This is a genomic window from Pseudodesulfovibrio piezophilus C1TLV30, from assembly GCF_000341895.1.
Classification (GTDB): Bacteria; Desulfobacterota; Desulfovibrionia; order Desulfovibrionales; family Desulfovibrionaceae; genus Pseudodesulfovibrio; species Pseudodesulfovibrio piezophilus.
Genome location: NC_020409.1, coordinates 310001 through 335941, shown reverse-complemented (window position 1 = coordinate 335941; position 25941 = coordinate 310001). Strand labels below are relative to the sequence as shown.

The 25941-nt window shown below is 45.3% G+C and carries 24 protein-coding genes, 1 tRNA gene and 2 rRNA genes (1 of these 27 running past the window's edge); 5 read left to right on the top strand and 22 right to left on the bottom strand.

Annotated features, from left to right (window positions below; translation table 11 throughout):
* Positions 1 to 2: 2 nt before the first annotated feature.
* From BN4_RS01665 to BN4_RS01630, 8 genes are all read right to left on the bottom strand, one after another.
* Positions 3 to 737 carry a hypothetical protein gene (locus BN4_RS01665; protein WP_231856565.1) on the bottom strand — a complete coding sequence of 245 codons (735 nt, stop codon included), beginning with the start codon at positions 735 to 737 and terminating at the stop codon, positions 3 to 5.
* Positions 738 to 857: 120 nt separating this feature from the next.
* Positions 858 to 1658 carry a tetratricopeptide repeat protein gene (locus tag BN4_RS01660; protein ID WP_015413608.1) on the bottom strand — a complete coding sequence of 267 codons (801 nt, stop codon included), beginning with the start codon at positions 1656 to 1658 and terminating at the stop codon, positions 858 to 860.
* Positions 1651 to 1965 carry an FtsB family cell division protein gene (locus BN4_RS01655; protein ID WP_015413607.1) on the bottom strand — a complete coding sequence of 105 codons (315 nt, stop codon included), beginning with the start codon at positions 1963 to 1965 and terminating at the stop codon, positions 1651 to 1653. The genes BN4_RS01660 and BN4_RS01655 overlap by 8 nt, the downstream gene beginning before the upstream one ends.
* Before the next feature lie 5 nt (positions 1966 to 1970).
* A complete protein-coding gene (locus tag BN4_RS01650; protein WP_015413606.1) occupies positions 1971 to 2249 on the bottom strand; it encodes a hypothetical protein in 279 nt (92 codons plus the stop codon).
* Positions 2250 to 2269: 20 nt separating this feature from the next.
* Positions 2270 to 2854, bottom strand: a complete 585-nt coding sequence (pgsA, locus tag BN4_RS01645) for a CDP-diacylglycerol--glycerol-3-phosphate 3-phosphatidyltransferase (protein WP_015413605.1) — start codon at positions 2852 to 2854, stop codon at positions 2270 to 2272.
* Between the two features lie 11 nt (positions 2855 to 2865).
* A complete protein-coding gene (locus BN4_RS01640) occupies positions 2866 to 3750 on the bottom strand; it encodes an Mrp/NBP35 family ATP-binding protein (protein WP_015413604.1) in 885 nt (294 codons plus the stop codon).
* Positions 3751 to 3791: 41 nt separating this feature from the next.
* Entirely contained in the window at positions 3792 to 4778 is a 987-nt protein-coding gene (locus BN4_RS01635) for a DUF368 domain-containing protein (RefSeq protein ID WP_015413603.1), read from the bottom strand.
* Positions 4768 to 5409 (bottom strand): protein-L-isoaspartate(D-aspartate) O-methyltransferase, encoded by a 642-nt coding sequence (locus tag BN4_RS01630; RefSeq protein WP_015413602.1) that lies wholly within the window; start codon positions 5407 to 5409, stop codon positions 4768 to 4770. The genes BN4_RS01635 and BN4_RS01630 overlap by 11 nt, the downstream gene beginning before the upstream one ends.
* A gap of 180 nt (positions 5410 to 5589) precedes the next feature.
* Between BN4_RS01630 and BN4_RS01625 the strand changes: the two genes are divergently transcribed.
* Both BN4_RS01625 and BN4_RS01620 read left to right on the top strand, forming a co-directional pair.
* Positions 5590 to 6027, top strand: coding sequence for a CBS domain-containing protein (locus BN4_RS01625; protein ID WP_015413600.1), 438 nt, complete (start codon positions 5590 to 5592; stop codon positions 6025 to 6027).
* Positions 6028 to 6351: 324 nt separating this feature from the next.
* A complete protein-coding gene (locus BN4_RS01620) occupies positions 6352 to 7494 on the top strand; it encodes a M23 family metallopeptidase (RefSeq protein ID WP_231856564.1) in 1143 nt (380 codons plus the stop codon).
* On the opposite strand, the gene BN4_RS01615 is transcribed toward BN4_RS01620, so the two are convergent.
* The 11 genes from BN4_RS01615 to BN4_RS01560 all read right to left on the bottom strand — a co-directional run bounded on the left by BN4_RS01615 (position 7480) and on the right by BN4_RS01560 (position 19425).
* The gene (locus BN4_RS01615; protein WP_041720084.1) at positions 7480 to 7731 is read right to left on the bottom strand and encodes a hypothetical protein; all 252 of its coding nucleotides are present in this window, start codon (positions 7729 to 7731) and stop codon (positions 7480 to 7482) included. The two genes, BN4_RS01620 and BN4_RS01615, sit on opposite strands and share 15 nt — an antisense overlap.
* An 80-nt stretch (positions 7732 to 7811) precedes the next feature.
* Positions 7812 to 8801: an ADP-ribosylglycohydrolase family protein gene (locus BN4_RS01610; RefSeq protein WP_015413598.1), complete on the bottom strand. Its 990-nt coding sequence runs from the start codon at positions 8799 to 8801 to the stop codon at positions 7812 to 7814.
* 645 nt (positions 8802 to 9446) lie between these two features.
* Positions 9447 to 11912, bottom strand: coding sequence for an endopeptidase La (gene lon / locus BN4_RS01600; protein WP_015413596.1), 2466 nt, complete (start codon positions 11910 to 11912; stop codon positions 9447 to 9449).
* A 118-nt stretch (positions 11913 to 12030) separates the two neighbouring features.
* A complete protein-coding gene (gene clpX / locus BN4_RS01595) occupies positions 12031 to 13281 on the bottom strand; it encodes an ATP-dependent Clp protease ATP-binding subunit ClpX (protein ID WP_015413595.1) in 1251 nt (416 codons plus the stop codon).
* 2 nt (positions 13282 to 13283) lie between these two features.
* Positions 13284 to 13895: an ATP-dependent Clp endopeptidase proteolytic subunit ClpP gene (gene clpP, locus BN4_RS01590; RefSeq protein WP_015413594.1), complete on the bottom strand. Its 612-nt coding sequence runs from the start codon at positions 13893 to 13895 to the stop codon at positions 13284 to 13286.
* A gap of 279 nt (positions 13896 to 14174) precedes the next feature.
* Entirely contained in the window at positions 14175 to 15662 is a 1488-nt protein-coding gene (gene tig / locus BN4_RS01585; RefSeq protein ID WP_015413593.1) for a trigger factor, read from the bottom strand.
* A 49-nt stretch (positions 15663 to 15711) separates the two neighbouring features.
* A tRNA-Leu gene (locus BN4_RS01580) sits at positions 15712 to 15796 on the bottom strand.
* Between the two features lie 86 nt (positions 15797 to 15882).
* Positions 15883 to 17253, bottom strand: a complete 1371-nt coding sequence (gene thiD / locus BN4_RS01575) for a bifunctional hydroxymethylpyrimidine kinase/phosphomethylpyrimidine kinase (protein WP_015413592.1) — start codon at positions 17251 to 17253, stop codon at positions 15883 to 15885.
* 100 nt (positions 17254 to 17353) lie between these two features.
* On the bottom strand, positions 17354 to 17782 hold the full coding sequence (locus BN4_RS01570; RefSeq protein ID WP_015413591.1) for a hypothetical protein: 429 nt from the start codon (positions 17780 to 17782) through the stop codon (positions 17354 to 17356).
* 122 nt (positions 17783 to 17904) lie between these two features.
* The gene (locus BN4_RS01565; RefSeq protein ID WP_015413590.1) at positions 17905 to 18804 is read right to left on the bottom strand and encodes a MerR family transcriptional regulator; all 900 of its coding nucleotides are present in this window, start codon (positions 18802 to 18804) and stop codon (positions 17905 to 17907) included.
* A gap of 168 nt (positions 18805 to 18972) precedes the next feature.
* Entirely contained in the window at positions 18973 to 19425 is a 453-nt protein-coding gene (locus BN4_RS01560) for a hypothetical protein (protein ID WP_015413589.1), read from the bottom strand.
* Positions 19426 to 19745: 320 nt separating this feature from the next.
* Between BN4_RS01560 and BN4_RS01555 the strand changes: the two genes are divergently transcribed.
* Positions 19746 to 20138: a MucR family transcriptional regulator gene (locus BN4_RS01555; protein WP_015413588.1), complete on the top strand. Its 393-nt coding sequence runs from the start codon at positions 19746 to 19748 to the stop codon at positions 20136 to 20138.
* 94 nt (positions 20139 to 20232) lie between these two features.
* Here the strand turns inward: BN4_RS01555 and BN4_RS01550 are convergent, their stop codons facing one another.
* Positions 20233 to 20865: a TetR/AcrR family transcriptional regulator gene (locus BN4_RS01550; RefSeq protein ID WP_015413587.1), complete on the bottom strand. Its 633-nt coding sequence runs from the start codon at positions 20863 to 20865 to the stop codon at positions 20233 to 20235.
* 680 nt (positions 20866 to 21545) lie between these two features.
* On the opposite strand from BN4_RS01550, the gene BN4_RS01540 reads away from it, so the two are divergent.
* Positions 21546 to 22403 (top strand): ISL3 family transposase, encoded by an 858-nt coding sequence (locus tag BN4_RS01540; protein ID WP_015413586.1) that lies wholly within the window; start codon positions 21546 to 21548, stop codon positions 22401 to 22403.
* 350 nt (positions 22404 to 22753) lie between these two features.
* On the top strand, positions 22754 to 23185 hold the full coding sequence (tnpA, locus tag BN4_RS01535) for an IS200/IS605 family transposase (protein ID WP_015413585.1): 432 nt from the start codon (positions 22754 to 22756) through the stop codon (positions 23183 to 23185).
* A 260-nt stretch (positions 23186 to 23445) separates the two neighbouring features.
* Here tnpA and rrf read toward each other — a convergent pair.
* Both rrf and BN4_RS01525 read right to left on the bottom strand, forming a co-directional pair.
* A 5S ribosomal RNA gene (gene rrf / locus BN4_RS01530) occupies positions 23446 to 23560 on the bottom strand.
* A gap of 67 nt (positions 23561 to 23627) precedes the next feature.
* Positions 23628 to 25941: ribosomal RNA gene (locus BN4_RS01525) — 23S ribosomal RNA — on the bottom strand; it runs 624 nt beyond the window's last position.

Sequence of the window (25941 nt, the reverse complement as noted above, 5' to 3'; positions counted from 1 at the left end):
CACTAAAAAGACCACCAAGAGTCGACATCAGCCTCGGGAGCAACACTTTCTGTGGCGTAAACATAAGGGTCTTTCCCCACATAACGGGCCAACCAAGTATAATGTTTCTCTCCGACCTTGATCTGCCCAAAAACATTTTCCTTCAAAAGTTCCTTCCACGGCACTGCCAGAAGCGCCTCTTTGTCGATATCAGCCCCACGAGACCACACGCCGCCTCCTGGGTGAATGATAATCAGCTTACTGGGTTCAGGACTCAACGACAATAATGCACGCGGATCAAACCCCACTCCAATCAGACCATTAAAACGGGTATCCTGAAAATAAGGACGGCCTATATATAACTCAGGCCCGAGGTCAGAATAATCGACCACAGTCAGAAGCTGGATATCACGCCAGACTCCCTTAAAAACAAGAGGCTTGGAAATTTTCTTTACCGGGATTTCCGGTTGCATAAAAATAATAGTTCCATTTTCATCGGTAACCAGGACACGACTAACCCATGGGAAGCGCGCCAACAAGAGGTCAAGCCAATCAACTCCCGGCAGTGTGTCCTTGTCATCAACAAAACGAGACAGCGAAGTCAGTGGGCCATCAACAGGAGTGAATAAACGAGCCAATTTTTCCTGGTTGGGACTTTCAAACTGATAGTTATCAACATCAATTTGCGGTGGTGGATCAATATATGCCTTTGTCGTTCCCCATGAATCCTTGGCGTATTCTTTCGTAGAAGTCCACATTCCACAACCAGCCGTCAGAAAAAGCTGCCCTATTACTAGTAAACAAATATATCTCATATTAGTACCATAAATAAAACAACGGACACCCATGACCGATGCCCGTCGTAATTGGTGAATTGGTTAATTCTGAATTCTTGCTTCAAAACGAGAAGCAAGCGTTTCAAGAGTACTGATCAAACGATTTTTGGCATGGACACTAAAAGCATCTTCCTGCCTGTCGGCTTCGCTTTCATTTCCAGTGTCTGATTCAAGCTCGGTGATTCGCTTGCTCAACTCAGCACGCCTGTCGTCGGAAAGAGTTGAATGCAACAATTCGCGATAAATTTCCAGTGCTCCATTCACATCACCCTGGGAAGCGAGCAGGTCAGCCATCGTTTTGGTTCGATAGGCCCCTGCCCTCGGCCTGGGGGGCTCTGGTTCGTCAAAATCAGAGGAGGTATGGCTGTCCGCTTCTACATGAGGCTGAAGAGATGAAGAACGGGTATCACAAGGCGGAGGCAAAGGTGCTCCTACCAACCGTTTGGCTAAAGTGCTTATGCCTTCAAAAACAACATCAGTCCACTTGATCGTATCTCCCATAAGATTCGACGAAACAAGCATCAGAAAAACGGCAAGATCTCTTTGATTTTCTGGGAGGCTTCTCGCCCATCCACGCCAAAAAGCAGGATAATCCTGTAAGGGAGTGATAACCCGTTTGAGTTGTTCGTGAACTTCTTCCTCTCGTCCCAACTCGGTCAATAACTCGACAAGAAGCATTCTGGCTTCAAGGTAGTCCGGATGTCTGTCCAATCCCCGCCGTAGAGCAATGACTGCATCTTCAGGCATACCGTTTTCAACAAATAATTTTGCCAAAGGGAAAAAAACCCGCGATCCGGGTTCTAGGGAAAGAACTTCTTGATACCATTCAATCTTTTTACTCATCAGCACCCTCTCCACCGGGGTTGACGGCCTCGTCCGGGAATATGTATAAGACCTCGTCTTTTTTCACAAAATTCATTCTTTCGCGAACAACCTTTTCCTGATAAGCCTTATCGGATTTCAATCGACGTATTTCTTGACTCAAATCCAAACTCTGCTTGTCCACATCGTTGATATTGACCTGCAATGTCTCATATCTGTTTTTAAGCTCCCAATAAGCAAAAACACCCTGATCACTCCAAATCAAACGAAAGAGCAAGAGAAGATTGATAAGGAGCAGAAGGGCGACAATGAGAACACGTCCTTTCATGATAGCTACTGAAGCCTACGCCTGACTTGATCGTGAAAATTGCTTTTCGCTAAAGGCACCTGCAACTCCTTAAGAAAATTTGCAGTTGCCACTTCAATGCGCTCGACATCAGCTTCACTCAAATCTACTCTATCTATCTTTTCCAAAAAGGATTTAAGGACGATGAATTCGTCAAGGAGAGAGTTCCCATGCTCCAACTTCTCAAGCTGCGACTCCAATTCCAAAATGGTTTGAAGGCAGTTTGTTATTCGGACGAGATAACTCACGGAGCTCGATTCGTTCATAGTACACACCGTTTTTCTAATCAATTCTCAGTACTTTTTAACCACTTTTTATAAAAATTGTACAGATAATTCCCACCCGAAAAAACAGTCAAAACTAAAGCAAGCCACAGGAGACCTTGCCCAATCGGACGAGGATCCCAACCCCAAAGCGGATAATGGAATATTAAAAATCCTCCAGCGAGGCTTTGCGCCAGTGTTTTGGCTTTCCCGTATTTATCTGCGGCGACAACCTGCCCCATTTCCGCGGCGATAGCACGCATACCTGTCACTGCCAACTCTCTACAGATAATGATTATGACTATCCAGGCAGGCACTTTCCATTCTGGCCCGAGACGAACCAACATGATAAAAACAGACCCTATGAGCAACTTGTCCGCCAATGGGTCAAGGAACTTGCCAAGTGTCGTAATTATATTCTGACTTCTGGCAATTCGACCATCAAAGTAATCTGTCATACATGCCAGAAAATACACACCAAAAGCACAGTAGGAACCAATCCTGAACTGAAACCACATTTCAAGATACAAGAGAAAAACGACAAATGGCGCGGCAAGAATTCGAGTCATAGTCAAACAGTTCGGCAAATTGAATATTTCTTTGTTCATGATAAATTCGCTTAATCGTGTGAGGTCGATGCAGCTTCAAAACTTTTTAGGGCAGAGTCTGCAATGGTGTCTGCGAGAGCAAGGAAAGCCTTTTTTGCATATGAATCTTCATTGAGGAGTACCACAGGCGTCCCCAAGTCGCCAGCAATGACAGTAGCCGGGTCCAGAGGAATTGCGCCGAGAAAATCAAGCCCGTATTTTTCGGCTAGATCACGCCCCCCTCCTCGTTTGAATAAGTCAATGGACTCATGACAGTGAGGACAGACCAGACCACTCATATTCTCGACAACCCCCAGTATGTTCGCTTGAGCGTACTGAAGAAAGTTAATGGACTTACGGACATCAGACAACGAAACCTCTTGAGGCGTTGTCACTACCACCGCCAACGCTTCAGGAATATTCTTTAAAACGGTCATGGGTTCATCTCCTGTTCCGGGAGGCGAATCAATAACAAGAAAATCGAGTTCACCCCATTGGACGTCGGAAATAAACTGCCTAATGGCTGAAGTTTTCATGGGGCCACGCCACAAAACAGCTTGATCTGGATCCTTGAGCAGTGATTCCATTGAAACGATATGAAGATTTTCATTGTATTCTTTTGGAATAACCAATGACCCTCGATCCATATCCAGAGTACCTGAAATGCCCAACAGGGTCGGCACACTGGGACCATGGATATCAACATCCAAAATGCCAACCTTGAATCCCTTTGCAGCCAGAGCCGCTGCGATATTGACTGAAACCGAGCTTTTGCCGACTCCGCCCTTACCACTCATGACAAAGAGCTTATATTTGATTTTTTCCAGAGTGGATTTAATCATCTCATCCTGAATCTGCTTCTTCGCGCTCTCTTTGGTCTTGGTTCCCCCGCAGGAACCCGAACTGCAACCACTCATTTCAATATCTCACTTTTTTGAAAACCTTTTGCCTCTTTCCCTCAACGACCACCACGAGACAGTCTATCCAACAATAAAACAGTCACTGCCCCGGCTATAGCCAAACCTAAGGCGATAAAAAATTGTTCATCGAGTGCAGGAAGAACGTTCTGCTCCCGTAGAATATGGATTTTTTCTCGGATGACTATGGATTCGAGAGTTTCTTTCCACGGCCAGACCTTTCTCAAAGCACCGAGCATGAATCCCGTTAACATACAAATTGTCGCAGAATGCCACCTATGGAGCAAATAATGAATCACTCGGGAAAAAAAGAGTATCCCAGCGACAGCACCTGTTGCAAAAACCACTAAAACAAGGAGGTGATCAGCGACAAAGGGATTCTTGAGCATCCCTGTTATATACTCATACTTCCCGAGCAGTAAGAGCAAAAAAGCGCCACTGATACCTGGGAGGATCATGGCACAGATGGCGATTGCCCCACAGAAAAAAATAAATGGCATAGTCTCAGGCGTCGACACAGGGATCATCCCAACCAAGAAATAACTACAAAAACACCCGGCAAAGACAAATCCAATAGACTGAATCTTTAAATATTGAATTTCACGCCCGACGACATATATGGAAGCAACGATAAGGCCAAAAAACAGAGACCAGATTTCGACCGGAAAACTGCTGAGCATAAAATGCATGACGCTTGCCATGCAAATAATCGCAGTCAGGATGCCAAAAAGGAGGCAAAAAAGGAATCTGACGTGAACGAGAGCCAAGGCTTCCCTAAAATCTAACGATATCACTCTACGAGCAAAATTAAGATCAAAAGAACGAATGGCATCAATTAACTGTGTGTAAATACCTGTTATAAAAGCAATAGTTCCGCCAGAAACTCCCGGAATAATATCGGCTCCCCCCATACATATACCTTTTGACCAAAGCAGAATGCCACCTTTGAAATCACGCGGGCCAGGGGTCTTGAAAAAGGCTTCTTTATAGGTCAACTTTTTCATTGAATCGAAACTGTTACCAACCATGTTGCCCAACCAAATCAACAAAGGCCACATCACCTTTATTCGTTCGAATCACTTCGCCATCTTTTTTTTCGATGAGAATCAACTCCTGATATCTTTTTGAACCACCAACCGGAATAATCAAACGCCCCGGATCAGCTAATTGATCAATAAGCGGCTCTGGTATCTCAGGTCCACCTGCCGTTACTATGATACGATCAAAAGGAGCTTCTTCCGGCCAGCCCATAGTCCCATCATCAAGCTTCAGCTTGACTGAAAACATCCTCATGTCCATAAAACGCTTACGGGCCGCAAAAAACAACTTTTTAATCCGCTCGACCGTGTAGACATCTGCCCCCATGTCTGCCAGGACTGCAGCCTGGTAACCTGACCCCGTCCCTATTTCGAGCACTCGCATTCCGGGCTGGACCTGAAGCATCTCGGACATCAATGCAACAATGAAGGGTTGAGAGATTGTTTGCCCTTCTCCGATAGGGAGAGGGCCGTCTGAATAAGCCTTATATGCAAGGGCTTCCTCGACAAAAAGATGCCTCGGAAGAGTTCGCAGTGCATCGAGAACCGCCCGATCGGAGACGCCCCGCGCTTCGATCTGCTCACGCACCATGCGTTCCCTCGATCTCACCGGATCAACCATGAAAACTCCTTGTATTGCGGCTAGCCAGGCGCAAAGAAAATTCGCCTGCGGGATGCTGACCAGATTCTGCGGACAAAGTCAACCGACAGGCGAGGGCTCCTCCCATTTTCGCTATCCCCATCTTGACATGATCTTGTGTTTCATGAACATTTACAATGCGCAAAAAATTGGAGGATTCGCATGCTTAAGATAAAGGACCTGATGACTCATCCTGTATTCTCGCTCAAGGAAAACGACTCCTTATATAGCGCTCGCTCACTGATGGCCTTACAACGGATAAGACATATTCCTATTGTCACTGTTGATAATAATTTCGCAGGTCTCATAACCCATCGAGATATCTTGTCAGCGACTATATCGCAACTGGCCGAACTTGATCCCGAAACACAAAAAGAGATTGATGCCGGTATCCCCATAAGAGAAGTCATGCAAACCGATATCGCGACTGTCAATGGAGAAACGACACTCAGAGATGCCGCGCAAACCATACTCAACCACAAGTATGGCTGCTTACCTGTGATTGAAAACAGGAAACTCATAGGAATTGTAACAGAAGCAGACTTTCTTCGACTCACGATCAATCTTATGGAGACATTACAAGTCCAGATTGAAGAATGACCACATAGATACTCTCATCGCCATCAACAAGAAGTTTTTTCCCCATCGATCACTTGTGTCCTGTCGTATATAGGTATAGAAATAGTCTAGACTAATGCAAAATATAAACATCTTGACCTAAGAGATATCAGCTCAATGCAAAAAGAAAACAAAACGATATTTCCCCTTGCTCTGACAACAATCATTATCCTTCTGGCTCTCGGAGCAGGTGCTTTTTTGCTTTTCAAGGATACCCTCCCCCCGGAAATAACCATCAGCCCCGAAGAAACGAACGTGGGCAAAGGATCTCAGATTACCATAGGACTGAATGATCCAGGAAGTGGCTTGAAATCTGTTGAAATCAGCGCCCTGCAAAATGGGAAAACCATCCCACTGATTAAGAAAAGTTACCCCGGTGGGGTTACTCAGACCGAAGAAATTCTTGATCTTGCAAAAAACGAATTACAAGAAGGCGAATTTCTGATTCAAGTTAAAGCGCAGGATGCCTCCCTCTATCCCTTCGGAAAAGCAGGTACTTCGAGCAATGAAAAACTCTTTGCCTATGATGCAACTCCCCCGCGTATATTCATACAAACCCACACCACCAATCTAAATCAAGGTGGTAGCGGTCTCATGGTCTACACTCTTAGCGAAGTAGCTGAAGAAACAGGAATTCACGTTGGAGATCGTTTTTTCCCTGCCTATTTGCAACCGGCTACAGGCAATGAACATCTCTACTATTGTCTTTTTACTATCCCGTGGGATACACCTCCAAGCCAGTTCTCTCCAGTTATCAGTGCCAATGACAAAGCTGGCAATGAGGTGGAAAGATCCTTCAACTTTCACGCTAATGCTCGACATTTTCGAAAAGATAAAATCAATTTATCAGACTCTTTCATGGAACGGACTGTCCCTGAATTTCAAGGCTTGCTGCCTAATACCAATGGAACAGCTCTGGAACAGTATCTCTACATAAACAATACAATGCGTAAGCAAAATCGAGCAAAACTGGTTGAACTCAGCCGCCAAACGTCATCGACAATGTTATGGCACGGTACTTTTAAACGTCTGCCGAATGCAGCTAACAGAGCACGCTTTGCGGACGCGCGCGACTATATGTACAAAGGGAAAAAAGTCGATGCTCAAACACACTTGGGGCTTGACCTTGCAAGTCTGAAGCATGCTCCTGTCCCGGCTGCAAATGATGGTGTCGTTGTCTATGCAGATTTTCTGGGAATCTATGGAAACGTTGTAGTCCTGGATCATGGACTAGGACTCCAAACTCTCTACGCTCACATGAGTTCACTTTCCGTCAATCAGGGTGACTCGATAGCAAAAGGTGATATACTCGGGCATACTGGCACCACAGGACTAGCAGGAGGTGATCACCTACACTATGGAGTCATTGTAGGCGGTACCCCTGTCCAACCTATTGAATGGTGGGATGGAACATGGATAAAAAATAATATCACATCAAAAATACAATAAAGAAAAGGGCCTCTCCGGAGGCCCCTCTTCTTTAGAAAAAGATACCACTTTCATAATACCCTTCTCCCCCCCCCTCATCCCTGGAATTGGGATATATCTCAGGCTCTTTTTTATTTTTAAACCATTGATGACAAAAAAGTCATGGAGGGAATCCAATATATCGGCATCCTGAAGAGACACAATCACGTTATCATAAACTGAAGTCTGCACTAAAGATCGTGTACTATCCAGAGCCATTCAAAGGATTGACTCCCAAGCTTCGGCTGCAAAATATAAAGCGTTTTTTGCATTATCCAAACGTTTTCAACTTGCTTTCGTCATTCATCAAATAGTGCAGTCACTTTTTCAGCATAGTTCAAGATTTCGTCTTTATCGCTAAGCCCATCGAGGAAGCGCAAAGGGATTCCCTGAATTCCAACAGTTGCCCCAGCAAGCGCTCCAGTCATACTGGCTCGAGCCATATTGTTACCTCCCCCATTGATGGCTGCCAAAACAGCATATTCAAAATCATTGGCATAACGGCAAGAAAGCCAATATGCGGCAGGGGCCAAAAAACCAATCTGACAGGCCAATCCATAAATTTGAGAGATAGCATGTGGAGGTTCAACAACAATCTCTGAATCAGCAGCTGCGTCATGAATGAAAGCAGGCTGTAAAAAAACATCCATCAGCGCTGTATCAACGACTTGTTGCCCCCACCCCATCAATGACTTACCTGCACTTTTCAAAGATTTCCCACGGATCAAACGACATACTGAAAGAATAAATGCGAGAGACTGGGCCATGACAAATGGCTCAGCATGAGTCAAATGAATATTGCCTGCGGCTAACTTTGCCAATTCACGTGGTGTATCGGCATAATGAGCTGCAAGCACAACACCACGTATAGCCGCTTCACCTGTATCCGAGAGCCCCGCAGCTTCATTCCACCCAAGCCCTGAGTGCCGAGCTTCCCAAACTTTGCGCATGGCAATATCGGTATATCGTCCACTCTTTGGAGTGCCGTCCAAGCCTTCCAAAAAAGAATCAAGATGAGCGGTAAATTTTTCTTCTTTATATTCTCCTTCCTCTGCCAAAGATTTCAGGAGAAGAAGTGCCACCTGACCAGTTTGAGAAATGTCACCAGCACGACACCCATCATGGTAGCGTCCTTCTTTTGGTGGCATATAATCAGTAATCCATTCACCATAGTCAGCGCGGAGTGCTTTAAGGTCATAATACCAATGAGGCCCCAATCCGAGCGCATCTCCTACAAAAAGACCTAGTACGGCCCCCATTGCCCTCTCTCTTCTGGTTACGTCTGCCATGACAACCTCCTGATCTTTTTCTATAAAGAATTAAAATATGCAGCATCTTTTTACATCGGAGGCACTCATTCTAGCAGATCCAAACCTGAGATGTAACGCTCAATTACAAAATCAGAGAATTGATGATAACGAGACAGGGAGATATTCTGTCTATCGAGATTGATTTGGTAATACACAAGCATCGGGTAATAATTCTTCCATAGTCCAAACAATGGTTTCGCCAGAATCACATACAGAAAAAAACAACAGTGTCTGATGATAAAAATGCATGCAGGACCTGACGACATGCCCCAGAAGGAGCCAAAGGAGAGTCTCCTGGAACCCGGATGAACAATGCGGAAAAACAACCCCGTCCCCTGCCATCAGAGACTGCGGGAAAAAAGCAGAACGTTCAGCACAATTATTTAACCCAGATGCAGCATTTTCAACAGTACACCCAACATAAATATCACCATCGTCGGCAAGAAGCGCAGCTCCAACACAAAACCACCATATGGCGAATATGCATGAAGGGCGGCCCCTCTGCAGCTTCCTCCAGTGCCTGCATCATATCTTTCGTTATTTTAACCATGGAGAACTCTCCTAAGCATACAAGAAAGCCGAACAGTAAACTGTTCGGCTTCTCACTCAATGGGTGTGTATAATCTATTGGTGTGCAGGCTTACGCTGTTCTTCTTTAAGCAGATCATTAGATAAAGGTGGCTCATTGTGCTGACTAATCAACACAGTTTCACCGCCATTATCAAGAGCCTTGTCAATGACCTCATCCATAGTCATAACTGGGATTATTTCGAGGTCTTTCAGAATATCCTTGGGAACTTCCTTAAGATCTTTCTCATTTTCAGCTGGTATCAGGACTGTTTTAATCAATCCCCGGTGAGCAGCAAGCAGCTTTTCGCGCAACCCACCGATTGGTAAAACACGACCACGTAAAGTGATTTCGCCAGTCATGGCCAGATCATGCCGAACAGGAATATTCAACAGGGCCGAAATCAATGCTGTCGTCAACGTTATTCCCGCGCTGGGACCATCCTTGGGAGTAGCTCCGTCAGGAACATGTATATGCACATCCACCTTGGTATTGAAGTCGGGTTTCAGGCCAAGCATATGTGAACGAGCTCGAATGTAGGAGATGGCGGCGCGCGCTGATTCCTGCATGACATCGCCGAGTTTACCAGTTATCTCGACTTTACCCTGCCCAGGCATCAGTGCGACTTCGACCAGCAGCATTTCTCCGCCAAGTTGCGTCCAGGCCAATCCGTTACAGACTCCTACCTGCGCTTCCTTTTCTCGCTCGCCATAAGAATATTTTGTCACTCCGAGCATCTTTTCCAGCGATTGTTTCGAAATATGGATAACTTTATCTCTATCGTCATCCTCAACAATCCGCATGGCAGATTTACGACAAACTGAGGCTATTTCGCGCTCCAGATTTCTGACTCCGGCCTCGCGAGTATAGTAACGAACAATATCAAGCATGGCATTGTCAGAAAACTTCAGATTTTCAGCCTTCAAACCATGCTGCTCAATCTGCTTGGGAAGAAGATACCCCTTGGCGATTTCGACCTTTTCGGTTTCAAGATACCCTGGCAACCGAATAATTTCCATCCTGTCCTGCAGTGGAAGAGGAATCCCCTCAAGCTGATTGGCCGTCGTGATGAAAAAGACCTTGGATAAATCATAATCAAGATCAAGATAGTGATCATTAAAAGCATTATTCTGTTCAGGATCAAGTACTTCCAGCAAAGCTGCCGAGGGATCACCTCGAAAATCAGCACTCATCTTGTCAACTTCATCCAGACAGATAACGGGATTATTATTTTCAACCCTCTTCAGAGATTGAATAATCTTTCCAGGCATGGCTCCGACATAGGTCCGCCTATGTCCTCTAATTTCCGCCTCATCGCGAACTCCACCGAGAGAGATACGCAAAAATTCTCTCCCCATGGAACGGGCAATAGACTTTGCGATGGAAGTTTTACCGACACCAGGAGGACCAACAAAACAAAGAATTGGTCCTTTCATGGTATCGACAAGAGTTTGCACGGCCAAATATTCCAGAATACGTTCTTTCGGCTTTTCAAGACCGAAATGATCTTCATCTAAAATACTCCGAGCCTCTTTTATATCAACGTCACTGTCATTTGTAACTTGGTCCCACGGCAGATCAAGAACCCAATCAATATAATTTCTGACAACTGTGTACTCGGCGCTACTTGGTTGCATCGTGCGCAACTTTTTGAGTTCCTTCCCTACACGTTCTCTATTTTCTTCAGACATAGGCTTGGCCTGGAGCTGTTCCTCCAATTCCTTTGCCTCGGCCTGAGGGTCGTCTTCGCGCCCCATCTCTTTGTTGATAGCTTTGGACTGCTCATTAAGATAATATTCGCGCTGATTCTTCTCCATCTGGTCTTTAACACGTCCCTTGACACGTTTTTCAATGGAGACAATTTCAATTTCACCTAAAAGCAGTTCATAAGCCCGTTCCAATCGTTTGGAAGAATCCATTTCTTCAAGAACGTCTTGCTTCCTGGCAAAATCAATCTTCAAATGAGGCATGACCTGATCAGCAAGCTGCCCAGGGTCTTTTATTGTCGACATGGCCAGAATTGCTTCTGGTGCGACTTTCTTGTTTATCTTTCCGAACTCCTCAAGTGACTCATGTACAGCGCGCACAAGAGCTTCTCCCTCGACCGAGGTATTCAAGGGGTCTTCAATGTAATTTATAGAGGCTTGAGGAAACTCGTCAGCAAGACTCTCGTCATAACTGAACTGGCTCCCCTTGGGATCCCATACAGCCCGTGCAACACCTTCAAACAGAACTTTGATTGTTCCATCTGGTAAACGAAGCATCTGCAAAATTTTACTAACGACGCCAAGCTCATAGAGATCGTCAGCTTCGGGATACTCTTTCTCGGGAGACTTTTGAGTTACCAGAAAAATTTGTTTGCCATAATCAGCCACAGCAGTCTCAATAGCCTTAATAGAGGCTTCACGCCCCACAAATAAGGGGACAATTGACCGGGGAAACATGACAACTTCCCGCAAAGACATCATGGGAAGAGTCAAGGTTTCAGGGGATTTCTTGCCGTCAAAACCAAAATTCGGCATCTATTCCTCCGAGCGTTATATATGTGGTATGCACTCACCCCGTGCGAGGTGAGTGCATACCTTCGATGAATTGAAATAAGACCGCTGAAACGATTGTCAAACAAAGAGTTTCAACCGACTATGCGGTTTTAACTTCCTGATGATACAGGAGCAAAGGCTCCATACCATTATCAACCACAGCCTGATTAATGACGCATTCCCGAACCCCGGAAAGGGACGGGAGCTTATACATTATCTCAAGCATGGTCTTCTCAAGAACATTGCGAAGGCCACGAGCACCGGTTTTCCGGCTGATAGCCTGACGAGCAATAGCGGTCATTGCATTTTCTGTGAAGCGAAGCTCGACCTTGTCTAATTCAAAGAGCTTTTGGTATTGCTTTACCAAAGCATTCTTCGGTTCCTGAAGTATCCGGACAAGGTCTTCCTCAGTTAATTCCTCAAGAGCGGTCTGAACTGGGATTCGCCCAATAAACTCAGGGATAAGCCCAAATTTTATAAGGTCCATAGGCTCGGAAAGAGCAAAGGATTCACCAAGATCCATTTCCTTTTTTGCCTCAACCTTGGCACCAAATCCCATGCCCGAGCCGGATTTACGCTGCTGAACTATCTTATCCAACCCAATAAACGCGCCACCAAGAATAAACAGGATGTTGGAAGTATCCATTCGGATAAATTCCTGCTGTGGATGCTTACGCCCACCCTTGGGCGGAATATTCGCTTCAGTTCCTTCTATTATCTTCAGCAGTGCCTGCTGAACACCTTCACCAGAAACATCACGAGTAATCGAGGGGCTATCCCCTTTGCGTGCGACCTTGTCGATCTCATCAATGTAGATGATTCCACGGCTTGCTGCGTCAATGTCGTAATCGGCATTCTGGAGCAACTGAACTAGAATATTCTCTACGTCCTCTCCAACATACCCGGCCTCGGTCAAAGTTGTGGCATCTGCGATGGCAAACGGCACCTTAAGGACGCGTGCCAATGTTTGGGCAAGAAGAGTTTTTCCTGACCCGGTGGGGCCGATGAGAAGGATGTTTGACTTGTCTATCTCAACCTCATCCGGGCCCGAATTGGCAGCAGCATAAAAGACACGTTTATAGTGATTATGAACAGCCACAGAAAGGATCTTTTTGGCCTGTTCCTGTCCGATGACATACTCGTCGAGTAAAGTCTTTATCTCCTGCGGAGGTAAAAGACGCCCATCTTCGAACTCTTCACTGATGGTTTCCTGAGCCATTATGTCGTTGCACAGCGCGACGCACTCATCGCAGATATAAACATCAGGTCCGGCGATGAGACGCTGCACATCTATCTGGGTCTTGCCGCAGAAAGAACAACTCAAATCAGAATTGTTGTTGGTGTCGGCCATAATTACTTACCTTTCTTGTCTTCAACCGCATCCTTGCGAGAACTCATCACCTTGTCGATGAGACCATACTCCTGGGCTTCTTTGGAACTCATGAAGTAATCACGCTCGGTATCTTCGCGGATTTTTTCCAGTTTCTGGCCGGTATGTCCAGCCATGATTTCATTCAACTCGTCCCGCAAGCGCAGGATTTCCTTGGCGTGAATATGAATATCCGAAGCCTGCCCCTGGGCTCCTCCCAGTGGCTGATGAATCATAATACGACTATGGGGCAAAGCATACCTCATTCCAGCTTCACCAGCGCCAAGCAAAAGTGCTCCCATGCTAGCGGCCTGGCCGAGGCACAACGTCGCCACAGGCGCCGAAATATATTGCATTGTATCATAAATAGCCATTCCCGATGACACAGAGCCACCAGGAGAATTTATATACATATATATTTCCTTTTCCGGGTCTTCCGACTCAAGAAAAAGAAGCTGTGCACATATCAAGCTCGCCACATGATCATCAATGGCACTACCAAGCAAGATGATCCGGTCTTTAAGAAGGCGGGAATAAATGTCGTAGGCACGTTCTGTACGACCGGTTGTTTCAATAACCATCGGGATGGCGACCATGAACCTCTCCTTGAAAGATCTTTTGAAGTTTATCAAAGGCGAAATGAAAACCTGCTGTCCTTTTCTCCATCTCATAAGATGCTTAGGACAAATTCCGCTTTGTGTCAGATTGGTTGTAGTATGAGGTATTTCCCATATGAGGACAAGGGAAACTTACTTATTATACTCATTCTAAATAGGCATAATCAAGCCGAGGTCAAGAGTATTTTGATAAAAAAGCGGCGGCCCGTAGAACTCGGGCCGCCGCAGTATGAGCAAAGTTGAGAGAGAATATGATAGCTAGGCTTCCTGCTCTGCCCAGAATGCCTCGGCACGTTCCTGAAGCTTGGCCAAGGAATACCCTTTTGCTGTGGATTCTTTCAGTCCCAGATTTGCCACTGCGAACGCAACAGCCTCTGCCTTATTTTCGAACTTTTCCGTGTCGCTCTTTGCAGCAGTAGCTTCCGCTTCCGCAGTTTCTACTACATCAGTCACGGTAGGAGGCTCGATTTCTTTGACTTCAGCAGAATCATAAATCAATTCTGAGGCTTTATCGCACAACAGACGGTCCTTAAGCGGAACGATAAGATTATTATCTTCATAATATTTTTTAAGATCATGAAGAGGCTGGCGAGTCTGCATGGCGAGTTGAGAAAGGGTTGTCTCAATCTCTTCTGGTGTAATTTCTAGCCCTTCTTCAGCAGCAACAGCCAAAAGGAAAATCTCAGACTTGACTGTGGAGATTGCCTCATCCTTAAATTCGTCACGCATCTGCTGAGGAGTCTTACCCAAGGACTGAAGCCCTTTCCCCTGGCGATCAAGCTTATATTCAAGGTCTTGAATCAACCTATCGATACGATCTTCAACCATGGATGGCGGCAAGGGGAATTCAGTGATCCCGTCAATGATCTGAGACAAAAGCTGACTCAGGGCTGCAGACTTATTCATCTGTTTGCGCTGCTGAGCATAAGACTCCCGGATCCCTTTGCGCATGGTCTCGACATCTGTAAAACCAGCTTTCTTAGCAACGCTATCATTCATTTCAGGAGTGATACGTTCTTTGACAGCGTGCAATTTCGCTTTCATGGTCACAGTCTGACCTGCGAGAGTTTCGTTAATGAAGTCTTCAGGGAAAGTAATGTCGACTTCCCCTTCTTCACCGGCAGTCATCCCTTTGATCATATCTTCGAAATCGGGAAGAGCCTGACCTTGTCCCAGCATAAGATCAAAATTTTCAGCCTGGATGCCTTCAACTACTTTGTCGTCTTGGTAGGCACCAAAAGTAACTGTAGCTACTTCACCGTCTTGAGGGGGCCGCACATCCTCAATCACGTTCACTTCTGCATTATTCTCAAGAATACGAGCCTCGACTTCAGCAATCTCAGCATCACCGACAAAGGCCTTGATCTCATCGACGGCAAGCCCCTTGTAATTCGGCAATTCTAATTTGGGGGCGACTTCGAACTCAATAGCATACGTGAAATCTTTATCACGCTCGAGTTCTTTGGCATCAACATCAATACGAGACATAGGTTGAATGCTCAACCCGCTCATAATTTCATTGATCTGATAATTGATCAGGTCTGTCGTCGCTTCCCCGTAAATTTGCTTACGAAATTTGGACTCAATGACGCTGGAAGGGACTTTACCTTTACGGAAACCTTTCACATCAGCCTGCATACGATACATGGCGATGGCGGTCATAATAGCCGCGTTGGCCTCCTCAGCCGGCACCTCAACGGTAATTTTCCGTTTTACCGGAGAAAGTTCTTCAACATTATATTCCATGACGACGTCTCCTCCTGAACACCCATTTGGGTGCATGATATTGCAATTTTGGTGCGGGCGGAGGGACTCGAACCCCCAAACCGTGAGGTACCAGATCCTAAATCTGGCGCGTTTACCAATTCCGCCACGCCCGCAGAAAGACCGTGCTTATTAAGCAAGCTCCTGAAGATATGTCAACCTTATACCGCAGTAAAACTGCATTGAAGGCTTTTTAGCATGCTCAATCCAATGTTTTCAAAATTTTGAAAAGTTTCTTCATCTTCTCAACCAAATCTCCAACGTCTTTGGCCAAGAGTCTTAAAACAGGCTCATAGCCATATCCGCCAGGATCAGCTATTGCTTCAACAATTCCCGGAGCCTTATGTTCTTTTAAAATTGTAAAAGTTCCCCACTCTTCAAATCGACCATGCTCCAACGAAATATAATCAGGCTTTCCTTCTCTCTTGATCCAGATGGATTCAAAGTCGGACAAATGAAGAACCTGTTTCATCTTTTTCGTTAAACCAAGGGTAACGGCGCACCCTACTTCAGGATTCAGGCGTTGAACAGCCAAAAGAGTTGCTCCCGTCCTTTCTGAAACACCAAAATCAGGAAAACCGACAGAAAGGGCATCACCGCCGTGTGTCCCGACTATCCCTCCGCTCATGCTCGCGACTTCCGAAAGATCTTTGGCATAGGGCAAGGAGATGGCTATATTTCCACGCCCCTTTGGCAGTAATGCAGCTATCCCATCAGAGGCTTCCAGCCATCGACAGAACTGATTTAAATCAGACAAAACCTTTTCACGAGCTTCAACTTTAAGCCAAGGGGCTAAATGGTTTGGCGGCCCCCCCCCCTCACCTATCGGAAAACTCGCACGCAGGCCAAGATTTAAATACTCTTGAGCTTTTTTGATCGTAGCTTCAATTTCTAGCCCCTGTGCAAGCCCTGTAGCTATGGCCGCCGAGAGAGTACACCCTGTTCCGTGGGTTGAAATTGTTTGGACACGTTGTTGTAAAAAAGGAATGGGGTCACGATCTCTTGCTACAAACCAATCTGTTATGGCCCAAGATTGAGAGTGCCCACCCTTGATAAGCACTGCATGCGGTCCCATATCCAAGAGAATACGGGCAGCTCTGAATACGTCTTCTCTGTCAGAAATTTTGATACCGGTGAACATTTCCGCTTCAGGAATATTCGGGGTCAAGATATCCGCACATGGGAATATCAACCTGATCAGAGCATCCACAGCGTCTTCTTTGAGAAGTTTGGCCCCGGAAGTCGCAACACAAACAGGGTCAACGACTAACGGGTATTTTTTGTGGCGCAGGAGTGGTGCTATTGCTTCTATGATTGGCTCAGAAAAAAGCATTCCGGTTTTCGCAGCGTCTATTTGAATATCTTCTGTAACGGTCAACAACTGCTGAGCGACAAATTGCGAAGACGGTGCATGAATTCCTGTCACGTTTTTAGTGTTCTGTGCAGTCAACGCGGTGATGACACTGGCAGCATAGCCACCAAGCATGCTTATGGTCTTGATATCCGCTTGAATACCAGCTCCACCTCCGGAATCAGAACCGGCTATCGTGAGAACACAAGGCAATCTATCCATCCCACCTCCACAAAAAAACGACTACCGGCAGCTATAAACGCTTGCAGCCGATAATCGTAACAAAACGAAAAACTGTTAGTTCGTCATCCCAAAAAAATGCTTAACCACATGAAAGCTTAACATAATCTTCGACTGAAACCCCATTCCAGGCCTTACTGACCCAATATGCAGTCGCCCAAATCATAAGAGCTGTCGCCTGCAAATCCGTCAAACGCCGCAACTTCACTTCCAAGTTTGATTTACTGGCCCCATGCTGAATATGTACGCTATGCTCTTCACACGCTTCTTCAACTCGCAAAAGCAAATAGGCCTGCTTGGATTGATTGGGCAGGAGTTTCACATCCCTATGTGACTCAAGTATTGTTTTCAGTTCGGCAACTGAAAAGTCACTGGAAACATTTCTAATAGACTTGAAAAAGACATCAACAGCCCACGGCAGAATAAATTCAGCCCCAGCGCTTTTGGTTTTGAAATAGTCCTTGAGCCATTTTTCCTGATCATTTGTAATTCTAGCAGCGACCTGGGGCATACCGTCTCCTCCATCGAACCGGCGAAACTAACTAGCTATGGTACTATTGAGCAGTGATTTTATAAGTGAAAAAAAACAAAGAATCAAGATTTTTTCTAGAGTTATCACAAACAAAAAAAACATCACCCATTAAAGACCGATCGAAGTTGCCGAAACAATGTCAACAATAAAATATCCGGAGCGTCAGTTCCATCGATATTAAGACGATTTATCTCTGTCACGATATTCTGACTGGGCGTAATTGTTCTTTTGGCTACCAGAATAATATCCTGTTCGCGTTTTTTTTCAAGATCCTGGGTATGAACAACCAGCACCCAATGTCTACTTTTGCGCTTCCATGAAGTGGAAACTTTCATTATATCCGACTCTTTTCTTTCAATAAGATGAACAAAATCCTTTAGTGAAAAATGACTCCGCCCTTTTCCTTGTACCCCAAGATATTCTCCATCTGAACAAATAACGAGAGGACTTGATAAGAAATCAAGAGAAGGAAAATCGATCCCCCCCGCTTGCTTCGATGAAGACGTCAACTTTTTCAAATCTGCAATCTCATGCTCAAGAAAAACAATTTTATCTTTGTACCGAGCTTCCGAGCTTCTTATTTCACTTTGTAACGTTTCGACCTTATCTTTTAATACCTTTATTTCGCTACGAAACAGCGTCTCATTCTCTAAAACATCAGATATTTTGACCAACACACCACTTATTTCTTGAGAAAAGTCAGTAGAGATTCCTCCGAAAGAGAACTGTGATGATTGTTGCGTCAGCATTTCCTTGTCCATCAACAAGCTAAATTTCAGCGCCAACTCCTGCTCTACCTGCTCAGTGGACCAATTATCATTGAACATTTGACGAATCTTTCTGAAAATATCTATCGCTTCAGCGGGATACTTTCTTCTTCGCCCAGCACTCCCTTCAGATGGAATAAAACGATCAAATTTATCTTTATAATAAATGATAGTAGAAGGAGGGACTCCCAACTGACGTCCGATTTCTCTGAGACTTATATATTTTTTGCTCACAAACCTGCATTCCCTTTTCGTTGTTCATTGATCTCCGATTGGTCATGAATAATTATATATATCAATATATAAAAGATTCATTTCCAAACAATGAACAACAAGTGATCAAGGTGTTACACTAAAAAAAACGGTGACCTAAGTCACCGCTCCCAAAGAGGACTGCACCTTTTACTGCTCTAACCCAGTTCGAATTTCCTTGAGCCCCTGCAGTACTTCTTGCATTTTTACACGTAACGATTCATCTTGAAGTGTATCGGTCAAGTAAAAGGCCTTCATGGTCATTTCATTAACTATATCATGAGCAAGCATACGCTGCATCTCATGAGGAATATCAGATTGCATTTGGACCACTTGTTGATCCAAAGAGTTCACATCATCTCGCAACACCCCAAGAGACTGAACTTCATCAGTAAGTCCTGCTATATTTTGGTTCATACCGAAAAAGAATATTACGAGTAAAAGGACAGAGAGCAAAGAAACAATTAATGCAACTTTACTCATATCTTTTTGCGTATTGCCCATTCTATTCGCACGCACTTCATCGTTCTTCGCCCCGTTCTCACCATCAGCTTCGTCTTTGAAATCTTCCAGTTTATGCACTTTTCCACAGCTTGTACTCATATCCAACTCCATTTCTTAATAAAACCTAATCTCAAAATTGATCTCAAAAACTATACTTCATACATCAAATGAGAGCAAGAAATTCTCAGAACCACTGAGTTATCTCATTAGATACTTTTTTTTGAAATAACATTGATTACAAACGTTTTGCATTGACAAATACAATGCCCATCATGATATACAAATAAACCCGATTAGTTAAAATATCATTATGACAAAGTTGCAGACGTATGAAGTATGCTTTAATTACGCTAAACACTAATATAAAAACTATGTATTTATTTTAACACTCAACAGCTTATTCAACAGGAGTTACTCTCATGGAAGATTACTTGAAAGAGGCATTAGAAATTGTCAAAGCGCAAGCGAGTGTACGCACTATGACTGAAGATGAAATAACTTCAATGGTTCAAAAGTTATCGACCGGTATTCAAGCAATTGCGGAAGGTGGCTCCCTAGAAACAGAAGAAGTATTTGCCGTTGACCCAAGTAAAGCTATTCGCGAAAAATCTATCTTATGCTGTTCCTGCGGCAAGTCTTTCAAGGTTTTGACCAAAAAGCATCTTTCCAGCCATGATCTAACTCCAGATGAATACAGAGAAAAATATGGCTATAAAAAGAAATTGCCTCTGGTCTGCAAATCATTACAAAGAGAACGTAGAAAGAAAATGAAAGAAATGAAGCTCTGGACTAAACGAGGTCAAAATAAATAAATTACTAAAGCGCCTGGCTCTTGAGCCAGGCGCTTTAGTAATTTATTAAATGAAAAGCCTCCAGAACACTCTCATTCAAATTTTATAATATTCCTTATTTGAGTATTCCAGAAAGAAGTTGATCTATTGTTCTTTCGAGTCTTTTCCATCCTTCATCTGCACGAAGGTCTATACCTCCAAGGGAAGGATATATTCGTGATCTTACGACAATAAAATTTATTGCTCCTGCCATTAATAATACAAGTGCTGTTAAATCTACATTCTTTGGTGGATCCTGCTCCATATATTCAAAAAATTGAAGAGCAGTTTTTGATCTAATCTCTTCTAGCGTTTTCGTTAATGCATTCCGTTCTATAGCCTCCCAAGCAAGAATTTCAAGCGTATATGGGCGTTTTAAGATGGCATGCATATATCTCTTGAAAAAAAGGGCCATGACCTCATGTGGTGGTAAACTAGAAATAACATCTTGTTCATCTCCGAGCAGTTCTTCTACATCTGGCCAAAAATCCTGTGTCTGACCATACTCATAAACGAGTCCCTGAAGTCCCCCAAAATATTGATATATCAATTTTCTATCAAGACCTGCTTCATGGGCAACTTGGTTGACATCCAAATTCTGAAATCCAACATTTGCTAGCACTTTTCCCACAGCCGACTTAAGTCTGTCCTTGGTCATTTCTCTAGAATGAATAGGGATAACGTTCGGCACAAGAGCTAAATTATTCATCCTATCCTCCCATATTAAAAGCATTGGGCTTAATTCGATACGAATACTGGCTGAGCATTGAATTATAAAATCCTATGAACAGTTAAATAAAGCTCCATAGTCAGCCAGTTTTTTTAACTTCTTCATTCTTTATAAAATAACCATCAGTAAGGAATTGTAAAATGATCGATGACATCATAAAATCATGCTGGTACTCACCATCCTGAAATATCAGATAAATTAATTATCAATTTTCTACGTAGATTTTCACATCCTGAACAAGATATTAGCACCATGAAGCACTCTCAGGTCTCAAACTTTGCTGAAATTGCTTGAATAACTCATTCCGTAAAAAACACTCTGCTCCTCTGCCTTTTTGTGGTTCATCCATTTCAAGTGTACTTTTGACAAAATGAAAGGACATAGCGTCCAACCATTGGAAGCATCACCAACCAACGGAGGGATGAATCTCCATGTTCACGAGTTTCATCTACCATGCGCTCGGCCTGCGAGGTTGCGACCACGCGGCAGAATTTCATCACAGGCAATATCATCCAGAACGTACAGTCCAAGGATGACTTGATTCGTTGCCCTTGCTGCCATTTCAGAAACATCATTCGCTTGATCACATTCAGATCGCCGACTCCAGGAACTGGTATACGAAAGCTTTTGAGTGATATGCTCTCGCCCTGGCAAAAAAGATGACAATACAAGATGTGCCCGACCTGCTCGGCATTGGGTGGGATACCATCAAATCAATCTTCAAACGATATTTGGTTCACCGCTTTTCAAAGCCCTATCCGGGGGAGCTCAAGTATGTCGCCATCAACGAAATCAGTGTCCGCAAGGGGCAAAAGTCTTTGACATTAGTTATGGACCTTGAAAACGGCGCAGTCGTTTTTGGCGGCGAAGGTCGAAGCCGTGAAACACTCCTCCCGTTCTGGGAACGCCTCAAGAAGACGAGAGCCAAGATTACGGCTGTGGCGAAGAACGTGAACGCCAGTTTTATCAGCGCATTCATGGAGAACCTGTCGAATACGGCTATCGTGTTTGACTGGTTTCATGTGGTCAAGCTGATGAATGAAAAGATTACACAGATACGTCACCAGCTCTTCCGGAAACTCGCCTCGCCACTTGAAAGGAAGGAGATCAAAGTGGCTCGGTGGATTTTTCTGAAAAAACGAAAATTCTGGATGAAAGCTACGATGAAACGGAGCGCTGCGACTGAACAAACCTTCGGCGATAGCCTACTATCTAAAAGAGGACTTGCGGCAACTCTGGTCCTAGTCGGACAAGGAGATGGCAGAGAAGGTCATCAACGACTTGATCGTCAAGGCCGAAACCTCCGAGATACGCCCTTTTCGGGGCATGACGAGGACGCTTGCCGCATCTTATTTCGACATCCTTACTACGATCACCCCATCTTGTCAGGCCCAATCGAAGGGACGAACAACAAGATCAAGACGCTGAAACGACAAGCCTACGGCTATCGAGACACCGAGTTCTTCAAGCTCAGGATCATGAGAATTCCTCAAGCGAAGTATGCTTTAGCCGGATGAACCATTTTTGCTCCCCTACTTTTCTGTTGCGTATTGTCGCTGCTGTTTAGTGGCGATTCAGGGCATTAGCGACGGCAGTGGGGAGATGCGCCTTCCATGGGGATATGTCTGGACGCGGAGAGTTGCTGGTTCACTCTCTGAAGCGAACAGGGAGGGGTGGTCTCTGGAGGTGGTGAGGAGAAAACTAAAACGAGAGGGACTCTGTGGTATTCAGTCATTGTATTGAGGGTCAACTTAGTCCAATGAGACCCCCCCCAGCTCTGCTGGGGGACCAGTAAAGTTTGACTTATGCGGGAGTAATATAAAGCCTCTCCTTGTGAGCTGCTCAGAGTGAGCAGAGGAGAGGCTCTATGAAGTGCAATTCAAGCCTATGCCATACAAAATGGGACTGCAAGTATCATGTTGTGTGGATACCGAAATGTCGGCGTAAGGTATTGTTTGGCAAGTTGAAAAACTACTTGGGCGAGGTGTTCCACAAGCTCGCACGTCAACGTGAATGTATGATTTTGGAAGGGCATTTATGCATTGATCATGTGCATATGTACATCGCCATTCCTCCCAAATACTCTGTGGCACAAGTAGTTGGTTATATAAAAGGTAAGAGCGCAATACACATAGCGCGTGAAGTCCAAAATCGCGCAAGGGGATTTGCAGGGCAAAGCTTCTGGGCGCGTGGTTACTATGTGACCACGGTTGGACGAGACGAAAAGGTAATAAGGGAATACATCCGCAAACAAGAACATGAAGACAAGCGGGTGGAGCAGTTGAAATTCCGCCTTTAGGCGGTTCTTAAAGCCACTTTGAGTGGCTCACAAGCTCAAGCCCCCGGCTTTGCCGGGGGTGTTATGACTGTGGGAAAGCATTGTGTGTGGACGGGGAGTGCGGAGTACGTGGGGACGAACTGGAAAAACAAGTGAGCTGTTTGTTGCTGGCGATGCCGGGGAAGTTTCAGATTTTGGAAACTGGTGGGATAAGTGGCGGGGTGTTCGGAAGAAGAACAAGGAAAAGCCCCTGATTCGTATGAATCAAGGGCTGAAATATTCCTTGGCACCGACCTACTTTCCCACACGCTACCATGCAGTATCATCGGCGATGGAGGGCTTAACTACCGGGTTCGGAATGGGACCGGGTGTACCCCCTCCTCCTTGGGCACCAAGAAAATCTGGTGAACCGGAAGGGTTCAAATATATAAGTCAATAGGGAGAAGAGAGAATTCCATTAATGTAAAATAAGCCGCACGATCTATTAGTACTGGTCAGCTGAACAACTCACGCTGCTTACACCTCCAGCCTATCAACCTTGTAGTCTTCAAGGGATCTTTAGGGACTAATGTCCAGGGAGAACTTATCTTGAGGCTGGCTTCCCGCTTAGATGCTTTCAGCGGTTATCCGTACCGAACATAGCTACCCTGCAATGCCACTGGCGTGACAACAGGAACACCATAGGTTCGTCCACCCCGGTCCTCTCGTACTAGGGGCAGACCCTCTTCAATTCTCCTACGCCCACGGAGGATAGGGACCAAACTGTCTCACGACGTTTTAAACCCAGCTCGCGTACCACTTTAAACGGCGAACAGCCGTACCCTTGGGACCTGCTTCAGCCCCAGGATGTGATGAGCCGACATCGAGGTGCCAAACCGCGTCGTCGATGTGAACTCTTGGACGCGATCAGCCTGTTATCCCCGGCGTACCTTTTATCCTATGAGCGATGGCCCTTCCATGCGGAACCACCGGATCACTAAGACCAACTTTCGTTCCTGCTCGACATGTCTGTCTCACAGTCAAGCTCCCTTATGCCTTTGCACTCAACGGCTGGTTTCCAATCAGCCTGAGGGAACCTTTGCAAGCCTCCGTTACTATTTGGGAGGCGACCGCCCCAGTCAAACTACCCACCAGACACTGTCTCCAAGCCGGATGACGGCATTGGATTAGATATCTAAGTAATAAAGGGTGGTATTTCAAGGGTGACTCCACACACTCTAGCGAGCATGCTTCAAAGTCTCCCACCTATCCTACACATTATTAATCAAATACCAATGTCAAGCTGCAGTAAAGGTGCACAGGGTCTTTCCGTCCTTCCGCGGGTACCCAGCATTTTCACTGGGAATTCAATTTCACTGAGTCTCTGGTTGAGACAGTGGGGAGATCGTTACGCCATTCGTGCAGGTCGGAACTTACCCGACAAGGAATTTCGCTACCTTAGGACCGTTATAGTTACGGCCGCCGTTTACTGGGGCTTCGATTCAGAGCTTCGACCGAAGTCTAACCCCACCTCTTAACCTTCCAGCACCGGGCAGGCGTCAGTCCCTATACATCGTCTTACGACTTAGCAGAGACCTATGTTTTTAGTAAACAGTCGCCCCCCCCGATTCACTGCGCCTCAAGCGTGCTCAATAAGTAAATTACATCACACGTTCGAGTACCCCTTCTCGCGAACTTACGGGGTCATTTTGCCGAGTTCCTTAACCAGAGTTCTCTCAAGCGCCTTGGTCTGCTCGACCCACCTACCTGTGTTGGTTTGCGGTACGGTATGCATATGCTAAACTTAGAAGCTTTTCTTGGCAGTCTGGAATCAATGACTTCTGTCGATAAAGACTCGGCATCACGCCTCGGCCTTAAAGAAGAGCGGATTTACCTGCTCCTCAAGCCTACACGTTTGCACCGGGATATCCAACACCCGGATCACCTATCCTTCTGCGTCCCTCCATCGCACACATACACATGTACAGGAATATTAACCTGTTTCCCATCGGCTACGCATTTCTGCCTCGCCTTAGGGGCCGACTTACCCTGGGAAGATTAGCTTTACCCAGGAAACCTTAGGTTTACGGCGAATAAGTTTCTCACTTATTTTATCGTTACTCATGCCAGCATAATCACTTCTCATTAGTCCAGCAAACCTTCCGGTTCACCTTCATCCCATCTGAGAACGCTCCCCTACCGCTCGTAGTAAACTACGAACCCAAAGCTTCGGTACAATGCTTAGCCCCGTTACATTTTCGGCGCAGAATCGCTAGGCCAGTGAGCTATTACGCTTTCTTTAAAGGATGGCTGCTTCTAAGCCAACCTCCTGGATGTATCAGCAACTCCACCACCTTTCCCACTTAGCATTGATTTCGAGACCTTAGCTGTTGGTCTGGGCTGTTTCCCTTTCGGCCATGGACCTTCGCACCCATAGCCTGACTGCATGACATCATTTTACGGCATTCGGAGTTTGATAAGGGTTGGTAACCTGGTGGGGCCCCTAGCCTTGTCAGTGCTCTACCTCCGCAAAACTAATCACACGCTATACCTCAATATATTTCGGGGAGAACCAGCTATCACCGGGTTTGATTGGCCTTTCACCCCTATCCACAAGTCATCCAAATCGTTTTCAACCGATACTGGTTCGGCCCTCCACTTGATTTTACTCAAGCTTCAGCCTGCTCATGGATAGATCACCCGGCTTCGGGTCTACTCCGCATTACTTGACGCCCTATTCAGACTCGCTTTCGCTACGGCTACACTTACGCTTAACCTTGCAATACAGAGTAACTCGC

Bases quoted from the DNA above. Each gene is read 5' to 3' on its own strand.
- BN4_RS01665 (WP_231856565.1), bottom strand. From the start codon at position 737: ATGTGGACTTCTACGAAAGAATACGCCAAGGATTCATGGGGAACGACA.
- BN4_RS01660 (WP_015413608.1), bottom strand. From the start codon at position 1,658: ATGAGTAAAAAGATTGAATGGTATCAAGAAGTTCTTTCCCTAGAACCC.
- BN4_RS01655 (WP_015413607.1), bottom strand. From the start codon at position 1,965: ATGAAAGGACGTGTTCTCATTGTCGCCCTTCTGCTCCTTATCAATCTT.
- BN4_RS01650 (WP_015413606.1), bottom strand. From the start codon at position 2,249: ATGAACGAATCGAGCTCCGTGAGTTATCTCGTCCGAATAACAAACTGC.
- pgsA (WP_015413605.1), bottom strand. From the start codon at position 2,854: ATGAACAAAGAAATATTCAATTTGCCGAACTGTTTGACTATGACTCGA.
- BN4_RS01640 (WP_015413604.1), bottom strand. From the start codon at position 3,750: ATGAGTGGTTGCAGTTCGGGTTCCTGCGGGGGAACCAAGACCAAAGAG.
- BN4_RS01635 (WP_015413603.1), bottom strand. From the start codon at position 4,778: ATGGTTGGTAACAGTTTCGATTCAATGAAAAAGTTGACCTATAAAGAA.
- BN4_RS01630 (WP_015413602.1), bottom strand. From the start codon at position 5,409: ATGGTTGATCCGGTGAGATCGAGGGAACGCATGGTGCGTGAGCAGATC.
- BN4_RS01625 (WP_015413600.1), top strand. From the start codon at position 5,590: ATGCTTAAGATAAAGGACCTGATGACTCATCCTGTATTCTCGCTCAAG.
- BN4_RS01615 (WP_041720084.1), bottom strand. From the start codon at position 7,731: ATGGCTCTGGATAGTACACGATCTTTAGTGCAGACTTCAGTTTATGAT.
- BN4_RS01610 (WP_015413598.1), bottom strand. From the start codon at position 8,801: ATGGCAGACGTAACCAGAAGAGAGAGGGCAATGGGGGCCGTACTAGGT.
- lon (WP_015413596.1), bottom strand. From the start codon at position 11,912: ATGCCGAATTTTGGTTTTGACGGCAAGAAATCCCCTGAAACCTTGACT.
- clpX (WP_015413595.1), bottom strand. From the start codon at position 13,281: ATGGCCGACACCAACAACAATTCTGATTTGAGTTGTTCTTTCTGCGGC.
- clpP (WP_015413594.1), bottom strand. From the start codon at position 13,895: ATGGTCGCCATCCCGATGGTTATTGAAACAACCGGTCGTACAGAACGT.
- tig (WP_015413593.1), bottom strand. From the start codon at position 15,662: ATGGAATATAATGTTGAAGAACTTTCTCCGGTAAAACGGAAAATTACC.
- thiD (WP_015413592.1), bottom strand. From the start codon at position 17,253: ATGGATAGATTGCCTTGTGTTCTCACGATAGCCGGTTCTGATTCCGGA.
- BN4_RS01570 (WP_015413591.1), bottom strand. From the start codon at position 17,782: ATGCCCCAGGTCGCTGCTAGAATTACAAATGATCAGGAAAAATGGCTC.
- BN4_RS01560 (WP_015413589.1), bottom strand. From the start codon at position 19,425: ATGAGTACAAGCTGTGGAAAAGTGCATAAACTGGAAGATTTCAAAGAC.
- BN4_RS01555 (WP_015413588.1), top strand. From the start codon at position 19,746: ATGGAAGATTACTTGAAAGAGGCATTAGAAATTGTCAAAGCGCAAGCG.
- BN4_RS01550 (WP_015413587.1), bottom strand. From the start codon at position 20,865: ATGAATAATTTAGCTCTTGTGCCGAACGTTATCCCTATTCATTCTAGA.
- BN4_RS01540 (WP_015413586.1), top strand. From the start codon at position 21,546: ATGACAATACAAGATGTGCCCGACCTGCTCGGCATTGGGTGGGATACC.
- tnpA (WP_015413585.1), top strand. From the start codon at position 22,754: ATGAAGTGCAATTCAAGCCTATGCCATACAAAATGGGACTGCAAGTAT.